Raw genomic sequence first — 19,742 nt, forward strand, 5'->3', positions numbered from 1 at the left:
CCGTTTCATTTCTCATGCGCTATCGTTAACACAATGATAACCAAAGGGAGAGTAAGATGGGATTCTGGAGAGTATTGATCACAATTCTTGTGCCGCCATTGGGCGTATTGATTGGCAACGGTTTCGGCGGTGCGTTTCTGCTGAACATTATCCTGACACTTTGCGGTTACCTGCCGGGTCTAATCCACGGATTTTGGGTGCAGACTCGCAAATAACACATTGTCTCGCAATAACACTGTCTTGCCGTTATCTGAACCCGGTCAGCAGGCCGGGTTCAAGATATTAAGAGGACATTCAGTGCAGGCAAACTCAGAACAGGGAGAAGAGAAGGACGACCGGCAGACTCATCGGCCAGGTAAATCCGATAATGCCGGAAGTTAACAGTCTTATTTTTATCGTATCGCGGCTCACCAGCAAAGTGAACAGCACCGCAATGCCCAATCCGCCCCAGTAAATTGTTTTAATCACTTCCCACCAAACGTGCACAACTCACTCCTGACCATGAATAAAATAACGGCGTGTATGATATTCCGTTAACATCTGGTAATCAAATATTGTGTGATGTTACTCAAGGTTTTGTATTGTGTCTGTTTGGCGCGAGTTGTTATATGTTGTCGATTGTGAGCAGCGCAGGGGTAGAAAGGGGGCGTAAATGACCACGGATGGCGGTAGGGGCGAATCCAAAACGTTTCCGGAAACGCTCGGCAAAACGCGAGCCGCTTTCATAGCCTACCTGATGTGCAATATGTGAAATCGCCAGATCGGTGCATTGCAACAACCGCAGCGCGTGGGTCATGCGTACATCGATCATCAGATTTCGCAGCACACAATTTTCGCCCGCAAGACGTCTGCGCAACATCACTTCATTCATCATCAGCTTTTCTGCCACTTCGGCGGCGGTAAATGATTTATGCAGATTATTGACTAATAATTCACGTACGTTATCTGTCACGCTTTCACTGTGCTGTACGGAATACCGCACACCCAGTTGCGAAAGCCAGAGTAACTGTTCGAGCATGCGGTGGCGGGTTATCGGTGCGGGCAGACCATGGTGCCAGAGAATGGCTGAGTGAGTGTCGGTAAAACTTTGTTTGAACGCACCGGGGATGTGCGGAATGACTTGCAGGGTATTAACAGCAAGAAGTGGCGGGCTGAAGCCGGTTGCGTGCAGGCCTGCATCACTGAGTAACTGATGATCCCATGCCATGATGGCGCAGCTGAAAGGGCCATTTCCGGATAAATGGTGAGTCATGCTCAACGTTTGTCCACTGTTAAGCACCAGCATTTCGCCAGCCTGCAGTGTGACTTGCTGTGCCTGATCCGTAATTGAGAGGCTTCCGTTCTGAATGAGAACCAATTGTGGCTTATCAATATAAACATCATGAATAAAAAGTTCACTATGCTGAATAAGCAGAGAAATGGTTCCTATCCCTGGAGTCACTTTTATTTTACGAACCATGATGATGATGCCCGAAAATGACGACGGCAACCTGTAGTGTGCTGCCTGATAAATAATTCCCGCTTTGCTAATACAAACAGGCTGCCGGTTAATATGTGTAAGTTATGGGAGCAGACAGAGAGAACTAGCCCTGGCAGCCAGGCGCTCTCTGCCTCTGAAACCTTATTTTTGCACAAGAAATATTGGAAAGAAAACAAACAAATATTTAATAATTATTGGCGATCGCCGAAGGCAATCGAACGGAGGTCAATTTTTCCGTAAGTCGTATTCACTTGTTGTTGTCGGGACGACTGACCAATCAGCTCGGTGAGTTTATTCATCCGGGCTTGTAACAATGTTTTAATCGTATTTTCGTTATCAAGAATAATGCGCAAATAGCGGCGGACATCATTCTGAATCATTACCGATGTCTGTTCAGACATCGGTAACCGGGTCGTGGCTTCGACTGCTTTGACGTAACTGACTTCGAGCTCAACCAGCTCATCCCATTTCTCTTCTCTCGCCAGCCGCAACATCTGCTCGCTTAAAGACAGGATCAGTTGATATTCATTAACCAGATACTGATGTTGATCCATTATATTGGTCCTGCGACGGGTGGTAGTTTGGGCCGATTTGCCGCCAGGCATCGGCGATATTTTCAAGCAAGGTCAGCACCTCAGCGATGGCCTCTTGATCGTTGTGTAAATTTGCATGCAATAAACGACGGACCATATAGGAATAAAGTGCTTCGAGGTTATCCACTAATTCAGGATCGCCTTTTTCACGACTTAATCCGGCTTTCAGTCCGCTGTCGATAATGTTAATTGCCATAGACAGTGATTTGCCTTTTTCGGCAATGCTGCCCTGCTGGATAAAAATACGAGCACGGATCAGGGCGCTGCGCGCCCCGTCGAATAACATCGTCACCAGCTGATACGGAGTGGCGCTCATGACGCCACTTTCAAGGCCTACCTGTGCGTAGGCCTGAGTTCCTTTTGCATTATACATATTCAGTTTCCTTACTAGCTTGAACTTGATGAGGACATAGCTTCGAACTGCTGCGTCAGATAATCCGCTGTGCTGTTGAGCTTCTGGATCGAGACATCAAGTGCCGTGAATTGCGTTTTATAACGGGCGATGGTGTCGTTAATGCTGGTGTTCACCTTGTTGTACTGCTCGGTGAGGCTTTTCAGCGTGGTGTTCACGGCTGTTTGAGCATTAGCAATCGTACCGGTGCTGGTGTTCAGGAACCCGCTGTTCAGGTTGCTGATGTTGGTCATCACGCCGGTGGTTTTGCCGTCACCTACCATCATGGTCTGCACAGCATTCGGGTTACTGGTTAACGCCGCACTCAGCTTGGTGCTGTCAACTTCCAGCTTACCGGTGTCCGGGTCAGTGGTAATACCGATACTCTGCAATGAACTTACTGAACCAGAACCCGAGACGCCGGTGATCGCTGACTTCAGACGTGTCTGGATGGTACGCAGTGCGCTGTCACCCAGTAATGCACCGTTGGTACTGTCAGCCGTATCGGTGTTCGTCGCGGTGGCTGTGAACTTGGTCAGGCTGGAGAACGTATCCTGCAACTTGTTGTACGCATCAACAAAAGTCTGGATAGCGGTGGAGGCTGTAGAGTTATCTTTCGCCACTGTCAGCGTTGCAGCAGTGGTGGTGGTACCGGTCAGATTTAACGTAATCCCGTCCTGCGCATCACTGATGGTGTTGCTTTGACGTTCCAGATCGATGCCATTAAAGGTCAGCTTGGCATTGCCTGCTGTGGCATTTTCGGTCATCGCACCGGTGCCGGTGGATGAGTTATATCCGATAATATTATTCAGCTGGTCATCACCGGTGACGCTGACGGTCATTTCTGAATTGGTACCGGTATTGTTCGCGCTCAGTACCAGCTTGTAGCTGCTGTCATCCACTTTGACGATACTGGCCGTGACACCGCCACCGGCTTTATTGATCGCATCACGAACGCCGGTCAGTGAAGTCTGATCATCGGTTAGTTTGATGCTCAGTGGTTTACTGCCGTCGCCCTGGCTGATGGTCAGGGTACGGGTATTATCAGTGGTCGTGGCGCCCAGTGCGGTTTTATTGCTCGACTGCGTGGCAGAAACCAAAGACTGCGCAGAGGCCAGCTGTGTCACGGAAACGGAATATTTACCCGCCGCGGCGCCGGTGCCGGTTGTCACACTGAACGCAGACGTGTTGCTCGACGAAGCCGTGGTCGCCCCGTAAGTATTGGTCGATGACAATGCGGTCGCAGCGTCAGAAAAAGTTTGTAATGCGCTTTGGAGCGTGCCATAGGCCGTCAGTTTGGCGCTATAGCTGGTTTGTGCCGCAGTGATCGGGGTTAAACGTTTTTTTTCTGCAGTCGTCAGGTTATCCAGCAGGTCTGAAAGTTGTAAACCTGAACCGATACCTAATGAAGAGATAGTGCCTGAAGTGGCCATAATTATCCTTTACAGTTTGATTGCCCTGAGTACGTGAATTTACAGTCGCCTTCGCTTCGTTCGTTCACCGGTTTTCCTGACGGATGTCAGGTAACGGGTTCACTCCCTCGCCGCTTACTGCAACTCCAATGACTTTAGGTATAAAAGAGTCTTTAAGCCCTATCGGCACGACGGAGAAAAAGTTTAATAGATCACAACAAAAAGTAATGGCGTGAATAGGCGGTATAAGGAAGGGTAATTCTCAAAGTAAGAAAACCGGATTTTTTGAGAAATAATTCTAAAGGTTACCGCAGTACCGCCGATACAAGTTTGGACGGTGATGAACGCCGTGGGCAATAAGCCCGAACCCTTAACCAGATTTGAAGGAATACACTCATGGCTCAAGTTATCAATACCAACACGCTGTCTCTGATGACTCAGAACAACCTGAACAAATCCCAGTCCGCTCTGAGCACCGCTATCGAGCGTCTGTCCTCCGGTCTGCGTATCAACAGCGCAAAAGACGATGCTGCTGGTCAGGCGATTGCTAACCGCTTCACTTCTAACATCAACGGTCTGACTCAGGCTTCACGTAACGCCAACGACGGTATCTCTGTTGCGCAGACCACTGAAGGTTCACTGAGCGAAATCAACAACAACTTACAACGTATTCGTGAGCTGTCTGTTCAGGCTGCTAACGGCACCAACTCCGATTCCGACCTGACCTCAATCCAGGACGAAATCACTTCCCGTCTGTCTGAAATCGACCGTGTATCTGGTCAGACTCAGTTCAACGGCGTGAACGTACTGGCCTCTAACCAGACCATGAAAATCCAGGTTGGCGCTAACGATGGTCAGACTATCGACATCGACCTGCAGAAAATCGACTCTACCACTCTGGGTCTGAACGGTTTCTCAGTAGCAAGCAACGCACTGAAAACCAGCGATGCAATCACTCAGGTTGGCGCAAGCGGCTCCCTGAAAAACGTTGACCTGTCTGCAGCGGCAACTTCTCTGGGCCTGGACGCAAGCAAACTGTCTCTGAAAAACGTTCAGACAGCAGCTGGCGCAGCGACTGCAACTTACGTTGTTTCTGATGGTACCAGCAACTACGCTGCATCTGTAGATGACGCAACTGGCGCTGTAACACTGAACACCACTGACGTTTCTTACACTGACACTGACAACGGTGTTACTGCAGGTACTCAGACTGGCAAACTGGTTAAAGTTGGCGCAGACGCCACTGGCGCAGCAGTAGGTTACGTTACCGTTCAGGGTAAAGACTACAAAACTGCAGCTGGCGCTATCGTTGACGGCGGCGCTACCGGTACTGCGAACGTTGCAAGCACCATCGGCGACATCGCCAGTGCTGCTAACACCAACGCTTACACTGGCGTTGCGACTTCTGACCCACTGAAAGCAATCGACGCTGCTATCGCTAAAGTTGACACCTTCCGTTCTTCACTGGGTGCGGTTCAGAACCGTTTCGATTCTGCCATCACCAACCTGGACAACACCACGACTAACCTGTCTTCTGCACAGAGCCGTATTCAGGATGCTGACTACGCAACAGAAGTTTCAGCAATGTCTAAAGCACAGATCCTGCAGCAGGCTGGTACTTCAGTATTGTCTAAAGCTAACCAGGTTCCTCAGTCTGTACTGTCCCTGCTGCAATAATTGTCTTAGTCGACAAATTACGCAGTTCGGTTACAAACAGAACAAACCCCGCTCCGGCGGGGTTTTTTTTAACTAAAATTTACCATTCTTAAGGATTAATGCGGGGCATTCGCTGGTATAATTTAAGATAATCTTTATGTTGTGATTGTTTTTTAGTCAATCGTTTACGGTGTTACCGGCGGACGTCTGCAAACAGAATCTGCGAGACATAATCAAAATAACCGCGTTTTTCAGGCCTTATTCAGCCGATTGATTAGCGATTATCACTGGCACAATGATACTGACCCTAAATTTGCCAGGTTACGACAGTGAGCGATCTGTATACCGCCGACGGCGTGATAGACAAAAATTCTTTGTGGCAGCGCTATGTTCCGCTTGTGCGCCATGAAGCCCTGCGTTTGCAGGTGCGGCTTCCCGCCAGCGTAGAGCTTGATGATCTACTGCAAGCGGGCGGGATCGGCCTGTTAAATGCGGTTGAGCGTTTTGATGCGATGCAGGGGACGGCGTTTACGACGTATGCCGTTCAGCGTATTCGCGGCGCCATGCTCGATGAGTTGCGTAGCCGCGACTGGGTGCCGCGTAGTGTCAGACGTAATGCGCGTGAAGTGTCCCAGGCGATGCATAGCGCAGAACAGAAATTAGGGCGACCGCCGAGTGAAGGAGAGGTGGCGCAGGTGCTGGATATTCCCATTGAGGAATACCGGCAGATATTAATGGATACGAACAGTAGCCAGTTGTTTTCTTATGACGAATGGCGCGAAGAGCACGGCGATACTGCCGAGGCATTGATGGAAGGGCACGAAGAGGCCAACCCGTTACATCATCTGTTGGAGGGTAATTTACGCCACCGGGTGATGGAAGCTATCGATGCGTTACCCGAACGGGAGAAGTTGGTACTTACGCTTTACTACCAGGAAGAGTTGAATTTAAAAGAGATCGGGGCGGTGCTGGACGTCGGGGAATCCCGTGTAAGCCAGCTCCACAGTCAGGCGATTAAGCGTTTGCGAACACGCCTGGCCAACGACCACTGATCCGCTTTTTCCTGGCCGGTTATACATTTTATATCCCTTATCAGGAATAAATTTATGCCAGCGGGAATCAAAACAAGGCCTTTAAGCCGTTATCTTAAAGATTTTAAACACAGTCAGACTCATTGCTCACAGTGTGCAAAAGAACTCGACAGGATGGCACTGGTGTTTCGCGGGCAAATCATCAATAAAGAGGCCATCGCCAAGATGGACCAGCCTATTGATGATGACGTGTGGCACAACCTGTCGCAGGAACTGACCGCACTGTGTCGTTTTTGCAGTGAGATAAGCTGTAACAGCCATTCGTCCTATTTTGACATTATGGCGTTTAAGCAATATCTGTTTGAGCAGACTGAGATGAATCACAGCACGGTGCGCGAGTATGTTGTCCGCCTCCGCCGTCTGGATGAAATCCTCTCTGCAAACAACTATCCTCTGGATAAACTTTCAGGGGACAGTATCCACCAGCGGATCATCAATGATTTGCCGGTGGCGGGTCATGACAACTACCGTATTGCCCTGCGCAAATACGACCAGTATCTGGCCTGGCAGAAATCCGCGTAATCGGATCTCAGACAGACTGACACGCAATGCACAAACAGGCTCCTCCGGGAGCCTGTTTTTTTGTCTTGAATCTGTCCGCAGTTTCTATAAATTCTTTATATACTTACTCAATAACCTGTCTCTAAACTCAAACCAACTTCGACTATAACGACTTCGTGCGGCACCGTGCTGTGCGTCAGGGGAACATCGTGCCTGCTAAAATTTCTTTGCTTAAAACCCGGCTGGAAGCCTTCGATCGGATCGATTTACTGGGCAGTGCCACGCCGCTGGAAAAACTGCATCGTCTTTCCGAATACGCCGGACGTGACATTTACATTAAACGCGATGACATCACGCCGCTGGCGATGGGCGGTAACAAGCTGCGCAAACTGGAATATCTGGCCGCTGCTGCGCTGGCAGAAGGCGCGGATACGCTGGTGACCGCTGGCGCCATTCAGTCAAACCATGTACGCCAGACCGCCGCCGTGGCCGCCAAACTGGGCCTGAAATGCGTTGCGTTGCTGGAAAACCCGATCGGCACCACCGAAGTCAATTATCTGAGCAACGGCAACCGTCTGCTGCTGGATCTGTTCAATGTGGAAGTGGTGATGTGCGATGCGCTTGATGACCCGATGGCGCAGCTTGCAGAACAAGCCGAACGTCTGGAAGCACAAGGTTTTCGTCCCTATGTCGTGCCGGTTGGCGGTTCCAATGCGCTTGGTGCACTCGGCTACGTGCAGTGCGCGCTGGAAATCGCCGAGCAGTCTTCGGCCAGTTTTGTGGATTTCAGTGCCGTGGTGGTGGCATCGGGCAGCGCCGGTACGCACGCTGGTCTGGCCGTCGCTTTGCAACATTTAATGCCAGACACGCAGCTGATTGGTGTAACAGTGTCGCGCAGTGCCGATGCCCAGCGTCCCAAAGTTGAAACCATCGCCCGGGAAGTGACAACACAATTACAACTGGGGGAGAAAACGCCGTCAATTAACTTGTGGGACGAATATTTTGCGCCACGCTACGGTGAGCCAAATGAAGCCGGAACCGCCGCCGTGAAATTGCTGGCGGAGCAGGAAGCCATGCTGCTGGATCCGGTGTATACCGGCAAAGCGATGGCCGGATTGCTCGACGGTATAGCGCGTGGTTTGTTCCCGGATGAAGGCCCGATCCTGTTCATTCACACCGGCGGTGCACCGGCACTGTTTGCGTATCATCCGCAGGTTTAATACTCTAAAATCCGCTTATGCTTTTTTGAGCTAAGATTATAGAATTATATTCCTGATAACTGACGCGGCGGGTGCTACTGTGCGCAAATTCGTAGGGGATATAGCGTTCTATAACTAACTATAACTGAGGTGAATATGGGTTTTTCTACACTGCGTCGTCGTTTACTTCTGGGTGCTGTTGCGGTCACGCTGACAGCAGGCATGGTCAGCAATACTTTTGCTGACGAAGGGTTACTGAAGAAAGTCAAAGATCGCGGCACCTTGATTGTCGGGCTGGAAGGGACTTACCCTCCGTTCAGTTTCCAGGGTGAAGACGGCAAACTGACCGGCTTTGAAGTCGAGTTCGCCGATGCACTGGCGCAGCACATGGGCGTTAAAGCGAAACTGCAACCGACCAAATGGGACGGCATGCTGGCTTCGCTGGAATCCAAACGTATTGATGTGGTGATCAATCAGGTGACCATTTCGCCTGAGCGTGAGAAAAAATATGACTTCTCTACGCCATACACCGTTTCCGGTATTCAGGCGCTGACTAAAAAAGGTCAGGAAGGCACCATCACTAAACCTGAAGATCTGAAAGGCAAAAAAGTCGGCGTAGGTCTGGGCAGTAACTACGAGCAATGGTTGCGCGAGAATGTGCAGGGCGTGGACATCCGTACTTATGATGATGACCCGACTAAATATCAGGATCTGCGCGTAGGCCGTATCAACGCCATTCTGGTTGACCGTCTGGCAGCACTGGATCTGGTGAAGAAAACCGGTGATACCTTAGCCGTTGCAGGCGCACCGTTCTCCCGTCTGGAATCTGGCGTGGCCATTCGCAAAGACAACCCGGAGCTGCTGGCTGCTATCAACAAAGCGATTGCTGAAATGCAGAAAGATGGCTCGCTCGCCAAAATCTCTGAAAAGTGGTTTGGTGCTGACGTCACAAAATAATACCCGTAAAACCGGAGCGTCAGACTGGCGCTCCGGCTCATTACGAACTGATCCATAAGGTTCTTATCGGATGCAAGAAAGTATTCAACTGGTGCTGGATTCAGCACCATTTTTATTGAAAGGAACACTGTTTACGCTCCAGCTCAGTCTGGGCGGAATGGTGTTCGGTCTTATCCTGGGCTTCGTGCTGGCGCTGATTCGCCTTTCGCATTTCTGGCCGCTGTCATGGTTATCGCGTTTTTACGTCTCCGTTTTCCGTGGCACGCCGCTGATCGCCCAATTGTTTATGATCTACTACGGACTGCCACAGTTTGGCATCGAGCTGGATCCTATCCCGGCAGCCATGATTGGCCTGTCGCTCAATACCGCAGCCTACACCTCCGAAACCCTGCGTGCGGCGATTTCGTCCATCGAAAAAGGGCAGTGGGAAGCGGCGGCCAGTATTGGTATGAATCCGTGGCAGACCATGCGCCGCGTGATTTTGCCGCAGGCCGCCCGCACCGCGCTGCCACCGCTCGGTAACAGCTTTATCGGCCTGGTAAAAGATACCTCGCTGGCCGCGACCATCCAGGTGCCGGAACTGTTCCGTCAGGCACAGCTTGTGACGTCGCGCACGCTGGAAGTGTTCACCATGTATCTGGCCGCATCGGTTATCTACTGGGTGCTGGCGACCGTTTTATCCTTCCTGCAAAACCGTCTGGAAGACCGCGTTAACCGTCAGGATCAGGAGCCTTCATGAGTACCATTGACGTAAAGCAACTGACAAAAAAATTCCACGGACAAACGGTGTTGCACGGTATCGATTTACAGGTCAACGCCGGCGAAGTGGTAGCGATTATCGGGCCAAGCGGCTCGGGTAAAACCACCTTGCTGCGCAGCATTAACCTGCTGGAAGAGCCGGACGGCGGCACCATAAAAGTCGGCAATATCGAAATTGATGCCAGCAAGCCGCTCAGTAAACAGAAGAATAACGTTCGTGAGCTGCGCAAGCAGGTGGGGTTTGTTTTCCAGAACTTCAACCTGTTCCCGCACCGTTCAGTCCTGGAAAATATCATCGAAGGACCGGTGATTGTGAAGGGCGAGTCAAAAGAAAAAGCCATCGCCACAGCACGTCAGCTCCTGGAAAAGGTCGGGTTAAGCGGCAAAGAAAATGCCTATCCGCGACGTCTCTCCGGTGGCCAGCAGCAACGCGTTGCCATCGCCCGCGCACTGGCGATGAGCCCGGAAGTGATTTTGTTTGATGAACCGACCTCCGCGCTCGACCCGGAACTGGTGGGTGAAGTGCTCAACACTATCCGCGCACTGGCACTTGAGCACCGCACCATGGTGATTGTGACCCACGAAATGAGTTTCGCCCGTGACGTGGCAGACCGCGCTATTTTTATGGATCAGGGGAAAATCGTGGAGCAGGGGCCAGCGAAAGAGCTGTTTTCGAATCCGCAACATGCCAGGACGAAACAGTTCCTGGAGAAGTTCCTGGCACACTGAGGTCAAAACCGTGGGCGTCGGCCCACACCGACTTGGGGGGCGGCTTATCGCCGCCGTCCCCCAAGACCCCCCCGGCTCTTTCACTGCGCGCTTCGCTGGAGGCTATGTTTCAGCGAGCGAGGTGACAGCCGCAAAATCCCGCCGCTACGCGGTGCCCTCCCATCGGGTTACAACCCGCGCCAAAAAACGCGCTTTTCCACCTCTCGTCCGGCAGTATTTTGGAACCGGCCTCTGACTTTTACTGCGCAACCTTACTGATTGAATATTTAAAGCCAAAGGGTTTTGAATTTGAGATCGTGCGGGCGATTCAGAAATCTTGCTGAACGGAGCGGCCCGGAGACCAAAGGCTCCGGGACCGAGAGAAGGCACCGCGTAGCGGCAAGATTTCCAGCCTGTCGCAGTGTTTCCTGAAACATAGCTTGCGTGCGGATCACTTGTTTGAAAAAGCGAGGGGAGTTCAGAGGGGAAAAGCTTTTCCCCTCTGGTCGGTTTCGGCGCGAAAGGCCACATGATAACCGTTATTGAGAAACCGAAATTTTCTCGATTCAGCCCTTAATGTAACGGGAAATTTTTTCAGGCTTTTTTAAAAGCCGCCACTTGCAGCGGCTTTCCTGCAATCCCAACCTTTATCCGATCGTCATCAGACTCGCATTTCCCCCGGCGGCTGCCGTATTCACACTCAGTGAACGTTCATGCAACAGGCGTTCCAGCAGAATATTATCCTCGCCGCGCGCAAAGCCCTGTACCGATATAATGGCGCCCGGACGCTGCGCAATGGTCTGACAAAGTTCGCGCAACTGATCCGCATCACCGTGATAAATCACTGCATCAAATACCTGCGCATCGTTCTGCCAGTCTTTGGCGAAATCGACTCGCGCCTGCACCGCTTTTGGCAGGATGTTGAACAAATCACGTTGCAATGGCGCTTCCGGCCAGAGAATGCGGCAACCTGTCGCGGTGACAGCGGCAAGCTGGGTCAGGGCATCTTCCTGATTATCTGCCAGTGCCAGAACGCGCTCACGCGGTAACAGTGCGTAAGTGTTACGCTCGCCGGTTGGCCCCGGCAGTGTGCGCAAGGTGCCGCCCTGACTGGTTTGGGCGAAACGTTCGCAAACTGCGACAAACTCCTCACGGTGTTTCTGCTCCGTTGCCCATTGTTGCAGCGCCCGGTGCGGTGCCAGCAAGGCTTCGCGCACGGAGGTATCGAGCGGCAGTTCGCGATCCTGACGTAACAGGGTTTGCTGGACGGCGTCTTGCGGACGGCTGCTCAGCAGACGATAAAGATACAGCGGGCCACCGGCTTTCGGACCGGTGCCGGACAAGCCTTCGCCGCCAAAAGGTTGCACACCCACGACAGCACCCACCATATTGCGGTTCACGTACATATTGCCGACGTGTGCCTGCTGCGTAACGCGATGGATAGTCTCATCGATGCGGGTATGAATACCCAGCGTCAGGCCATAACCGGCGGCATTAATCTGACCGATCAGCTTATCCAGATCCTGGCGGGCATAACGCACCACGTGCAGCACCGGCCCGAAGATTTCTTTCTTCATCTCATCGAAGCTTTCAAGCTCGATCAGCGTCGGTTTAACAAAGGTACCGCGGATCCATTCCTGCTGGTCAGCCGTAAATTCCTGCGCAGCCTGATACACAGTACGGCCTTTGGTGCGCATCGCATCGATGTGTTTTTCGATACCGGCTTTGGCTTCGGCGTCGATCACCGGCCCGATATCCGTAGACAAGCGCTCCGGATTGCCCATCCGGCATTCCGCCATCGCACCGCGCAGCATTTGCAGCGTGTGGTCGGCGACGTCGTCCTGAATACACAACACGCGCAGGGCGGAGCAGCGCTGACCGGCGCTGTCGAAAGCCGACGCGACCACATCCGTCACCACCTGTTCGGTCAGCGCGGAGGAATCGACAATCATGGCGTTCAGCCCGCCGGTTTCGGCGATAAGCGGCGTCGGACGCCCCTGCAGATCCAGACGACCGGCGATGTTGCGTTGCAGAATACCCGCGACATCCGTCGAACCGGTAAACAGCACGCCGCGTACACGTTCGTCATTGACCAGTTGCGAACCGACCGTTTCACCCCGGCCCGGCAGCAACTGCAATACGCCTGCCGGAACTCCGGCTTCATGCAGAATGCTGACGGCCAGCGCAGCGACCAGTGGCGTTTGTTCTGCGGGTTTTGCCAGCACGCTGTTCCCGGCGGCCAGCGCGGCAGCAATCTGACCGGTAAAGATCGCCAGCGGGAAGTTCCACGGGCTGATACAGACCACCGGCCCCAGCGGACGGTGCGTGTCATTGGCGAAATCTTCGCGGATCTGCCCGGCGTAATAATGCAGGAAGTCCACCGCTTCACGCACTTCGGCAATGGCGTTATTAAAGGTTTTTCCCGCCTCGCGCACCAGCACGCCAAGCAGGTTTTGCAATTGCGCTTCCATCAGTTCTGCACCCCGTTGCAGAATTGCGGCACGTTCTTCGGGAGGCGTCGCAAACCAGATTGACCCGGCAGCGGTTGAGGCATCCAGCGCGCGGCTGATTTCAGCTTCTGTCGCTTCGCGAACATACCCGACAATATCGGTATTTTCAGACGGGTTGATCACCGGCAGAAATTCGCCGTCGTCCGTTTGCGCATCAATTATCGGCTGCGCTTTGACCGGGTGGCTGGCGCTTTGCAGCAGGGCGCTGGAAAGGGAGGCCAGACGGTGCTCGCTGGACATATCCAGACCGGCAGAATTCACACGTTTTTCGCCATAAAGATTGCGCGGCAGGGCGATTCGCGGATGGGGTAACCCGACCTGACCTTCGCTGGCGGCCAGCGCTTCGACCGCCAGAACCGGATCGGCAACCAGTTCATCGATCGGTAACGTGGCATCGGCAATACGGTTAACAAAGGAGGTGTTCGCGCCGTTTTCCAGCAGACGACGTACCAGGTACGCCAACAGTGTTTCGTGTGTACCGACCGGGGCATAAATACGGCACGGGCGGTTCAGTTTGCCGTCAGAAATTTTCCCCACCACCTGCTCGTACAGCGGTTCACCCATACCGTGCAGGCACTGGAATTCGTACTGACCGGGATAATAGTTATTACCGGCCAGTTGATAAATCGCCGCCACGGTGTGGGCGTTATGCGTCGCGAACTGCGGATAAATCAGGTTCGGCACGGCCAGCAGTTTACGGGCGCAGGCCAGATAGGAGACATCGGTGTAAACCTTGCGGGTATAAACCGGATAATCTTCCAGACCGTCCATTTGTGCGCGCTTAATTTCGCTGTCCCAGTACGCACCTTTCACCAGACGAACCATCAGACGGCGGCGGCTGCGCTGAGCCAGACTGGTCAGGTAATCAATCACCATCGGGCAGCGTTTCTGATACGCCTGAATCACGAAGCCGATGCCGTTCCAGCCCGCCAGTTCCGGTTCGAAGCAGAGTTTTTCCAGCAAATCGAGAGAGATTTCCAGGCGGTCAGCTTCTTCGGCATCGATGTTGATACCGATGTCGTAACTGCGTGCCAGCAAGGTCAGTGAAAGCAGGCGCGGATACAACTCTTCCATTACACGCTCATATTGCGCACGGCTGTAACGCGGATGCAGGGCGGAAAGCTTGATGGAAATGCCGGGGCCTTCATAAATGCCGCGACCATTGGAGGCTTTGCCGATGGCATTGATCGCCTGCTGATAGGACTGCAAATAGGCCTGCGCGTCTTTCGCGGTGAGCGCGGCTTCACCCAGCATGTCGTAGGAATAGCGGAAACCTTTTTCTTCATGTTTGCGGGCATTGGCCAGCGCTTCGGCGATGGTTTCGCCGGTCACGAATTGCTCTCCCATCAGGCGCATTGCCATGTCCACACCTTTACGGATTAGCGGTTCGCCGCTTTTGCCGATAATGCGGTTCAGCGATTTTGACAGACTCGCTTCATTATGCGTCGCCACCAGCTTGCCGGTGAACAGCAAACCCCAGGTCGCGGCGTTAACGAACAGCGACGGGCTGCGGCCCAGATGCGAATGCCAGTTACCGTTGCTGATTTTGTCGCGGATTAACGCATCGCGGGTCGGTTTGTCGGGAATACGCAGCAGCGCTTCCGCCAGACACATCAGCGCCACGCCTTCCTGAGAAGACAGAGAGAACTCCTGCAGCAGGCTTTGCACCATACCGGCGCGGCCGTTTGCACTCTTTTGGTTCCTGAGTCTGGTGGCAATGTCAGTAGCCAGTTTCAGCGCAGCATCATTGAGCGGGGCAGGCAAACGCGCCTGTTCAAGCAGCATCGACACGGCTTCAGGTTCAGGGCGGCGATAGGCGGCAGTGATGGCAGAACGGCTGACTGACTGTGGCAGGATCTGCTCGGCGAAATCTAGGAACGGCTGATGGGCTTCCTGAACCAGTTGCACAGCGACATCTTCCATACCTTCAGGCGCAGCGCCATTCAGCGCCGGAATTTCCGGCAGTGTATCGCCATTTTCCAGTCGTTCCAGATAGGAAAATATCGCTTGTTTGATCAGCCAGTGCGGCGTGCGATCAATTTTATGAGCCGCTTCTTTAAGTCTGTCGCGTGTACCTTCATCCAGCTTCACGCCCATCGTCGTCATACCCATGCGCAAACACTCCATATAAAAAATTTCAGGTGAATTCGTTATTTTATGCTGAGCAATATCTTCTATGTTGCAACCTTGTGCAACCCTGTTAATGCATGAAGTATGCCTGTTGTGATTTGTCTGGCATTTTTAACAATAAAATAACGGCATGGATCTTGCCTGTATTCACCTGAGGAGAATGTCAAAGGTTGCATCAGGTGCAACTTTTGTCAGTGCAAAGTACAACCGGTATTGCGGATAACTGTGATGGAGCGTGAATTTTGTGTATTTGAAATGTTAAAAATATTGAAAAGTGGATCAGGCTAAACCAGTATCCGGCCCGACAGTAATTTTGAACAAAAACCACACAGAGTCAGTGACTACGTAAAAAATATGGAGAGTCTTGCTGCAACCTTACAGGGTTTCAGCCATCATCTCGCCCCGGCAGGTTTTTAGCAGCACTTCTGGTGGAGTGCTTCAGGACAGACAGCTGCCGGACAACATCGCAAAAAATAAGAAGTGGAGAATGGAATGACAATGAACACACCGATGCTGGTGACGTTTTGTGTTTATATTTTCGGGATGATTTTTATTGGGCTCATCGCGTATCTACGAACCAAAAACTTTGATGATTATATTCTGGGCGGACGCAGTTTAGGCAGCGTGGTGACGGCGCTTTCAGCCGGTGCTTCTGACATGAGCGGCTGGCTGTTAATGGGATTACCGGGGGCGATTTTTATTTCCGGGATTTCGGAAAGCTGGATCGCCATTGGCCTGACCATCGGCGCGTACCTGAACTGGAAACTGGTGGCAGGGCGGCTGCGTGTGCACACTGAAGCCAACAATAATGCGCTGACACTGCCGGATTACTTTACCCATCGTTTTGAAGATTCCAGCAAGCTGCTGCGCATTATCTCCGCGATTGTGATTTTGGTGTTCTTCACCATTTATTGTGCCTCCGGCATCGTGGCCGGTGCGCGTCTGTTTGAAAGCACCTTCGGTATGACGTACCAGACTGCACTTTGGGCTGGTGCGGCGGCGACCATCATTTATACCTTTATCGGCGGTTTTCTGGCAGTCAGCTGGACTGATACCGTGCAGGCCAGCCTGATGATTTTCGCGCTGATCCTGACACCGGTTATCGTCATCCTCGCAGTTGGCGGTATTGATACCTCGATGATGGTAATCAATGCCAAAAACCCTGAATACACCGATATGTTCAAGGGCATGAATCTGGTGGCGATTTTGTCATTGCTGGGCTGGGGACTGGGCTATTTTGGTCAGCCGCATATTCTGGCGCGCTTCATGGCGGCTGATTCTCACCGAACTATCCGCAGCGCGCGCCGTATCAGCATGACATGGATGATTTTGTGTCTGGCGGGCACCATCGCCGTAGGATTCTTCGGGATTGCGTACTTCAGCAATAATCCGGGCGAAGCGGGCAACGTGACGCAAAACGGAGAGCGCGTGTTCATCGAGCTGACGAAAATTCTGTTTAATCCCTGGATTGCCGGTATTTTGCTGTCCGCTATTCTGGCGGCGGTGATGAGTACCCTGAGCTGTCAGTTGCTGGTGTGTTCAAGCGCCATTACCGAAGATTTGTATAAAGCCTTCCTGCGCAAAGGCGCAAGCCAGCGCGAACTGGTGTGGGTAGGGCGTGCGATGGTGCTGGTTGTGGCGCTGGTCGCGATTGCACTGGCCGCCAATCCGGAAAACCGTGTTCTCGGTTTAGTCAGTTATGCATGGGCCGGTTTTGGCGCAGCATTCGGACCGGTGATCCTGATTTCCGTGATGTGGAAACGTATGACACGTAACGGTGCACTGGCAGGCATGATCGTCGGTGCCGTGACAGTGATCCTGTGGAAACAATACGGCTGGGCCGAACTGTATGAAATCATTCCCGGCTTTATTTTCGCGTCTCTGGCTATCTGGATTGTCAGCCTGGCGGGGCGTAAACCTTCCGCCGCCGTGGAACAGCGCTTCACTGTTGCGGAAGCGGAATATAATACTATTTAACGGTATTTTACTTTTATGACACTCAGACCGGGGGCATTCAGCCCCCGGTTTTCAGCATTTTCCGCCGGATAATCCCCCCGTCCTGATTTTTCCTGTCTATTTACCGATCACGCTTCAAAAAAAGGATCGGTTACCTCTTGTATTTCTTTTGGCAAGAATGATAATCACTATCGTTTCTTTTTACTTTTCTTTACAGAGACCTTACACATTCTGTTGTTCGTCAGAATTCAGGGCTCGGGAGCTCGTCATGTTCGTTCCGTTTCTCATTATGTTTCGCGAAGGGCTGGAAGCTGCACTGATCGTCAGCCTGATTGCCAGCTATCTCAAACGGACGCAACGCGGGCAGTGGCTCGGTGTGGTCTGGATTGGCGTTTTCATCGCTGCCGCACTCTGTCTGGCGCTCGGTCTTTTCATCAATGCCACGACCGGTGAGTTTCCACAAAAACAGCAGGAGCTGTTTGAAGGTATCGTCGCCGTCGTTGCGGTGTGCATCCTGACTTACATGGTGTTCTGGATGCGCAAAGTGTCGCGTTCTATCAAAGTGCATCTGGAAGGGGCGATTGATCATGCGCTGAATTCCGGCCGCGGTCAGGGCTGGGCACTGGTCGCGATGGTGTTTTTTGCGGTAGCGCGTGAAGGTCTGGAATCGGTGTTTTTCCTGCTGGCGGCCTTCCAGCAGGACGTCGGCATCGAAGCGCCGATCGGCGCAGTGCTCGGGCTTGGCGCGGCCATCGTGCTGGGTTTCCTGATTTACTACGGCGGGGTGAAGCTGCATCTGGCGAAGTTCTTCAAATGGACCAGCCTGTTCATTCTGTTTGTCGCCGCCGGGCTGGCTGCGGGGGCTATTCGCGCTTTCCACGAAGCCGGATTGTGGAACCGTATGCAGGATATTGCTTTTGATCTGAGCGGCACATTATCCACGCACTCTTTATTCGGCACGTTGCTGGAAGGGATGTTTGGCTATCAGGAAGCCCCGACGGTCAGTGAGGTCGCGGTGTACTTCCTGTATCTGATCCCTGCGCTGTTCCTGTTCTTTATGCCACAAGGTAAATCGCCTGTGGCCGCGCCGGCCTCTGCCGGGCAAAAAACACGACGTTGATCCTTAAACCTTTCCATCATCTTGCCTTTGTCACGGAGTTGTACATGACACATTTTCGCCGTAAAGCTTTACAGATTGCACTGTTATCCCTGCCGGCTTTTGCGCTGAGCGCCAACGTGCTGGCTGCTGATGTTCGTCAGGTCAAAATTGCTGTTAACGACAAACAATGTGAACCGATGGCGCTGACCGTGCCCGCCGGTAAAACCCAGTTTGTTATCCATAACAACAGTCAGAAAAACCTGGAATGGGAAATTTTGAAAGGCGTGATGGTGGTGGAAGAACGTGAAAACGTGGCACCGGGTTTCACGCAGAAAATGACGGCTAACCTTGAACCGGGCGAATACGACATGACCTGTGGTTTGCTGAGCAATCCGAAAGGCAAACTGACTGTCACCGCCGAGGGGACAGCCGCGTCCGGTAAGCCTGACGCCATGGCGCTGGTTGGCCCGATTGCAGAATACAAAGTCTATGTGACGCAGCAGGTCGCTGAACTGGTGGCGCATACCAAAGCCTTTACCGACGCAGTGAAGAAGGGTGATCTGGCGAAGGCACAATCCCTTTACGCGTCAACCCGTGTTTACTATGAGCGTATCGAACCGATTGCCGAACTGTTCTCTGATCTGGACGGCAGCATCGACGCCCGTGAAGATGATTTCGAGAAAAAAGCCGAAGATCCTAACTTCACCGGTTTCCACCGTCTGGAGAAAATTCTCTTCGCGGACAAAACCACCAAAGGCACCGAACCCTTTGCTGACAAGCTTTATACCGATACCGTTGATTTGCAAAAACGTATCGCAGACCTGACTTTCCCGCCTAGCAAAGTGGTCGGCGGCGCGGCGGGCCTGATTGAAGAAGTGGCCGCCAGTAAAATCAGCGGCGAAGAAGACCGTTACAGCCGCACTGACCTGTGGGATTTCCGTGCCAACCTTGATGGCGCACAAAAAATCGTCAATCTGCTGCGTCCGTTACTGGTCAAAGCCGATAAACCGTTGCTGGATAAAATCGACGCTAACTTCAAAACCGTCGATGCGTTGCTGGATAAATACAAAACCAAAGACGGTTACGAGAATTATGAAAAACTGTCTGATGCAGACCGTAACGCAATGAAAGGGCCGATCACCACGCTGGCAGAAGACTTGTCCAAACTGCGCGGTGTGCTTGGTTTAGATTAAACTCCTCCCCCTGCGAAGGGGGAGGCTGGGAGGGGGTTTAGCAGACCATACACTGGCTGAAGCACGCTTCAACTTTTGTTTTTGACCGTAATACCCCACCCCAACCC

General features: G+C 52.5%; 17 protein-coding genes. 11 read left to right on the forward strand and 6 right to left on the reverse strand.

Going from position 1 to position 19,742, the window contains the following annotated elements; translation table 11 throughout:
* Positions 1-56 precede the first annotated feature (56 nt).
* Positions 57-215, forward strand: a complete 159-nt coding sequence (locus AACU55_RS10490; protein ID WP_015690040.1) for a YqaE/Pmp3 family membrane protein — start codon at positions 57-59, stop codon at positions 213-215.
* 94 nt (positions 216-309) lie between these two features.
* On the opposite strand, the gene AACU55_RS10495 is transcribed toward AACU55_RS10490, so the two are convergent.
* From AACU55_RS10495 to fliD, 5 genes are all read right to left on the reverse strand, one after another.
* Entirely contained in the window at positions 310-486 is a 177-nt protein-coding gene (locus tag AACU55_RS10495) for a GhoT/OrtT family toxin (RefSeq protein ID WP_013575783.1), read from the reverse strand.
* A gap of 118 nt (positions 487-604) precedes the next feature.
* Entirely contained in the window at positions 605-1,285 is a 681-nt protein-coding gene (locus tag AACU55_RS10500) for a helix-turn-helix transcriptional regulator (protein ID WP_231576043.1), read from the reverse strand.
* Positions 1,286-1,671: 386 nt separating this feature from the next.
* The gene (fliT, locus tag AACU55_RS10505) at positions 1,672-2,034 is read right to left on the reverse strand and encodes a flagella biosynthesis regulatory protein FliT (protein WP_013575781.1); all 363 of its coding nucleotides are present in this window, start codon (positions 2,032-2,034) and stop codon (positions 1,672-1,674) included.
* Positions 2,009-2,446 (reverse strand): flagellar export chaperone FliS, encoded by a 438-nt coding sequence (gene fliS, locus AACU55_RS10510; RefSeq protein ID WP_013575780.1) that lies wholly within the window; start codon positions 2,444-2,446, stop codon positions 2,009-2,011. Before fliS ends, fliT begins: the two co-directional genes overlap by 26 nt.
* Before the next feature lie 14 nt (positions 2,447-2,460).
* Complete coding sequence (fliD, locus tag AACU55_RS10515) at positions 2,461-3,897, reverse strand: flagellar filament capping protein FliD (RefSeq protein WP_134706991.1); 1,437 nt, start codon at positions 3,895-3,897, stop codon at positions 2,461-2,463.
* Between the two features lie 375 nt (positions 3,898-4,272).
* On the opposite strand from fliD, the gene AACU55_RS10520 reads away from it, so the two are divergent.
* The 7 genes from AACU55_RS10520 (at position 4,273) to tcyN (ending at position 10,768) form a co-directional block, all read left to right on the forward strand.
* Positions 4,273-5,553 carry a FliC/FljB family flagellin gene (locus AACU55_RS10520; RefSeq protein WP_013575778.1) on the forward strand — a complete coding sequence of 427 codons (1,281 nt, stop codon included), beginning with the start codon at positions 4,273-4,275 and terminating at the stop codon, positions 5,551-5,553.
* Between the two features lie 308 nt (positions 5,554-5,861).
* On the forward strand, positions 5,862-6,584 hold the full coding sequence (locus tag AACU55_RS10525; protein WP_013575777.1) for an RNA polymerase sigma factor FliA: 723 nt from the start codon (positions 5,862-5,864) through the stop codon (positions 6,582-6,584).
* A 54-nt stretch (positions 6,585-6,638) separates the two neighbouring features.
* Complete coding sequence (fliZ, locus tag AACU55_RS10530; RefSeq protein WP_013575776.1) at positions 6,639-7,145, forward strand: flagella biosynthesis regulatory protein FliZ; 507 nt, start codon at positions 6,639-6,641, stop codon at positions 7,143-7,145.
* A gap of 188 nt (positions 7,146-7,333) precedes the next feature.
* Positions 7,334-8,344, forward strand: a complete 1,011-nt coding sequence (locus tag AACU55_RS10535; protein WP_134706992.1) for a D-cysteine desulfhydrase — start codon at positions 7,334-7,336, stop codon at positions 8,342-8,344.
* A 135-nt stretch (positions 8,345-8,479) separates the two neighbouring features.
* Positions 8,480-9,280 carry a cystine ABC transporter substrate-binding protein gene (gene tcyJ, locus AACU55_RS10540; protein WP_015690037.1) on the forward strand — a complete coding sequence of 267 codons (801 nt, stop codon included), beginning with the start codon at positions 8,480-8,482 and terminating at the stop codon, positions 9,278-9,280.
* 70 nt (positions 9,281-9,350) lie between these two features.
* On the forward strand, positions 9,351-10,019 hold the full coding sequence (tcyL, locus tag AACU55_RS10545; protein WP_134706993.1) for a cystine ABC transporter permease: 669 nt from the start codon (positions 9,351-9,353) through the stop codon (positions 10,017-10,019).
* Positions 10,016-10,768 (forward strand): L-cystine ABC transporter ATP-binding protein TcyN, encoded by a 753-nt coding sequence (gene tcyN, locus AACU55_RS10550; protein ID WP_013575772.1) that lies wholly within the window; start codon positions 10,016-10,018, stop codon positions 10,766-10,768. The genes tcyL and tcyN overlap by 4 nt, the downstream gene beginning before the upstream one ends.
* A gap of 626 nt (positions 10,769-11,394) precedes the next feature.
* On the opposite strand, the gene putA is transcribed toward tcyN, so the two are convergent.
* Positions 11,395-15,369 carry a trifunctional transcriptional regulator/proline dehydrogenase/L-glutamate gamma-semialdehyde dehydrogenase gene (gene putA, locus AACU55_RS10555; RefSeq protein WP_134706994.1) on the reverse strand — a complete coding sequence of 1,325 codons (3,975 nt, stop codon included), beginning with the start codon at positions 15,367-15,369 and terminating at the stop codon, positions 11,395-11,397.
* 510 nt (positions 15,370-15,879) lie between these two features.
* On the opposite strand from putA, the gene putP reads away from it, so the two are divergent.
* The 3 genes from putP (at position 15,880) to efeO (ending at position 19,635) form a co-directional block, all read left to right on the forward strand.
* On the forward strand, positions 15,880-17,364 hold the full coding sequence (gene putP / locus AACU55_RS10560) for a sodium/proline symporter PutP (RefSeq protein WP_013575770.1): 1,485 nt from the start codon (positions 15,880-15,882) through the stop codon (positions 17,362-17,364).
* A 247-nt stretch (positions 17,365-17,611) separates the two neighbouring features.
* Positions 17,612-18,463 carry an iron uptake transporter permease EfeU gene (gene efeU / locus AACU55_RS10565; RefSeq protein WP_037034423.1) on the forward strand — a complete coding sequence of 284 codons (852 nt, stop codon included), beginning with the start codon at positions 17,612-17,614 and terminating at the stop codon, positions 18,461-18,463.
* Positions 18,464-18,507: 44 nt separating this feature from the next.
* Positions 18,508-19,635: an iron uptake system protein EfeO gene (gene efeO / locus AACU55_RS10570; RefSeq protein WP_013575768.1), complete on the forward strand. Its 1,128-nt coding sequence runs from the start codon at positions 18,508-18,510 to the stop codon at positions 19,633-19,635.
* Positions 19,636-19,742: the final 107 nt, after the last annotated feature.

The sequence above is a fragment of the Rahnella sp. CJA17(1/100) genome (assembly GCF_963881615.1).
Taxonomy (GTDB): Bacteria; Pseudomonadota; Gammaproteobacteria; order Enterobacterales; family Enterobacteriaceae; genus Rahnella; species Rahnella aceris.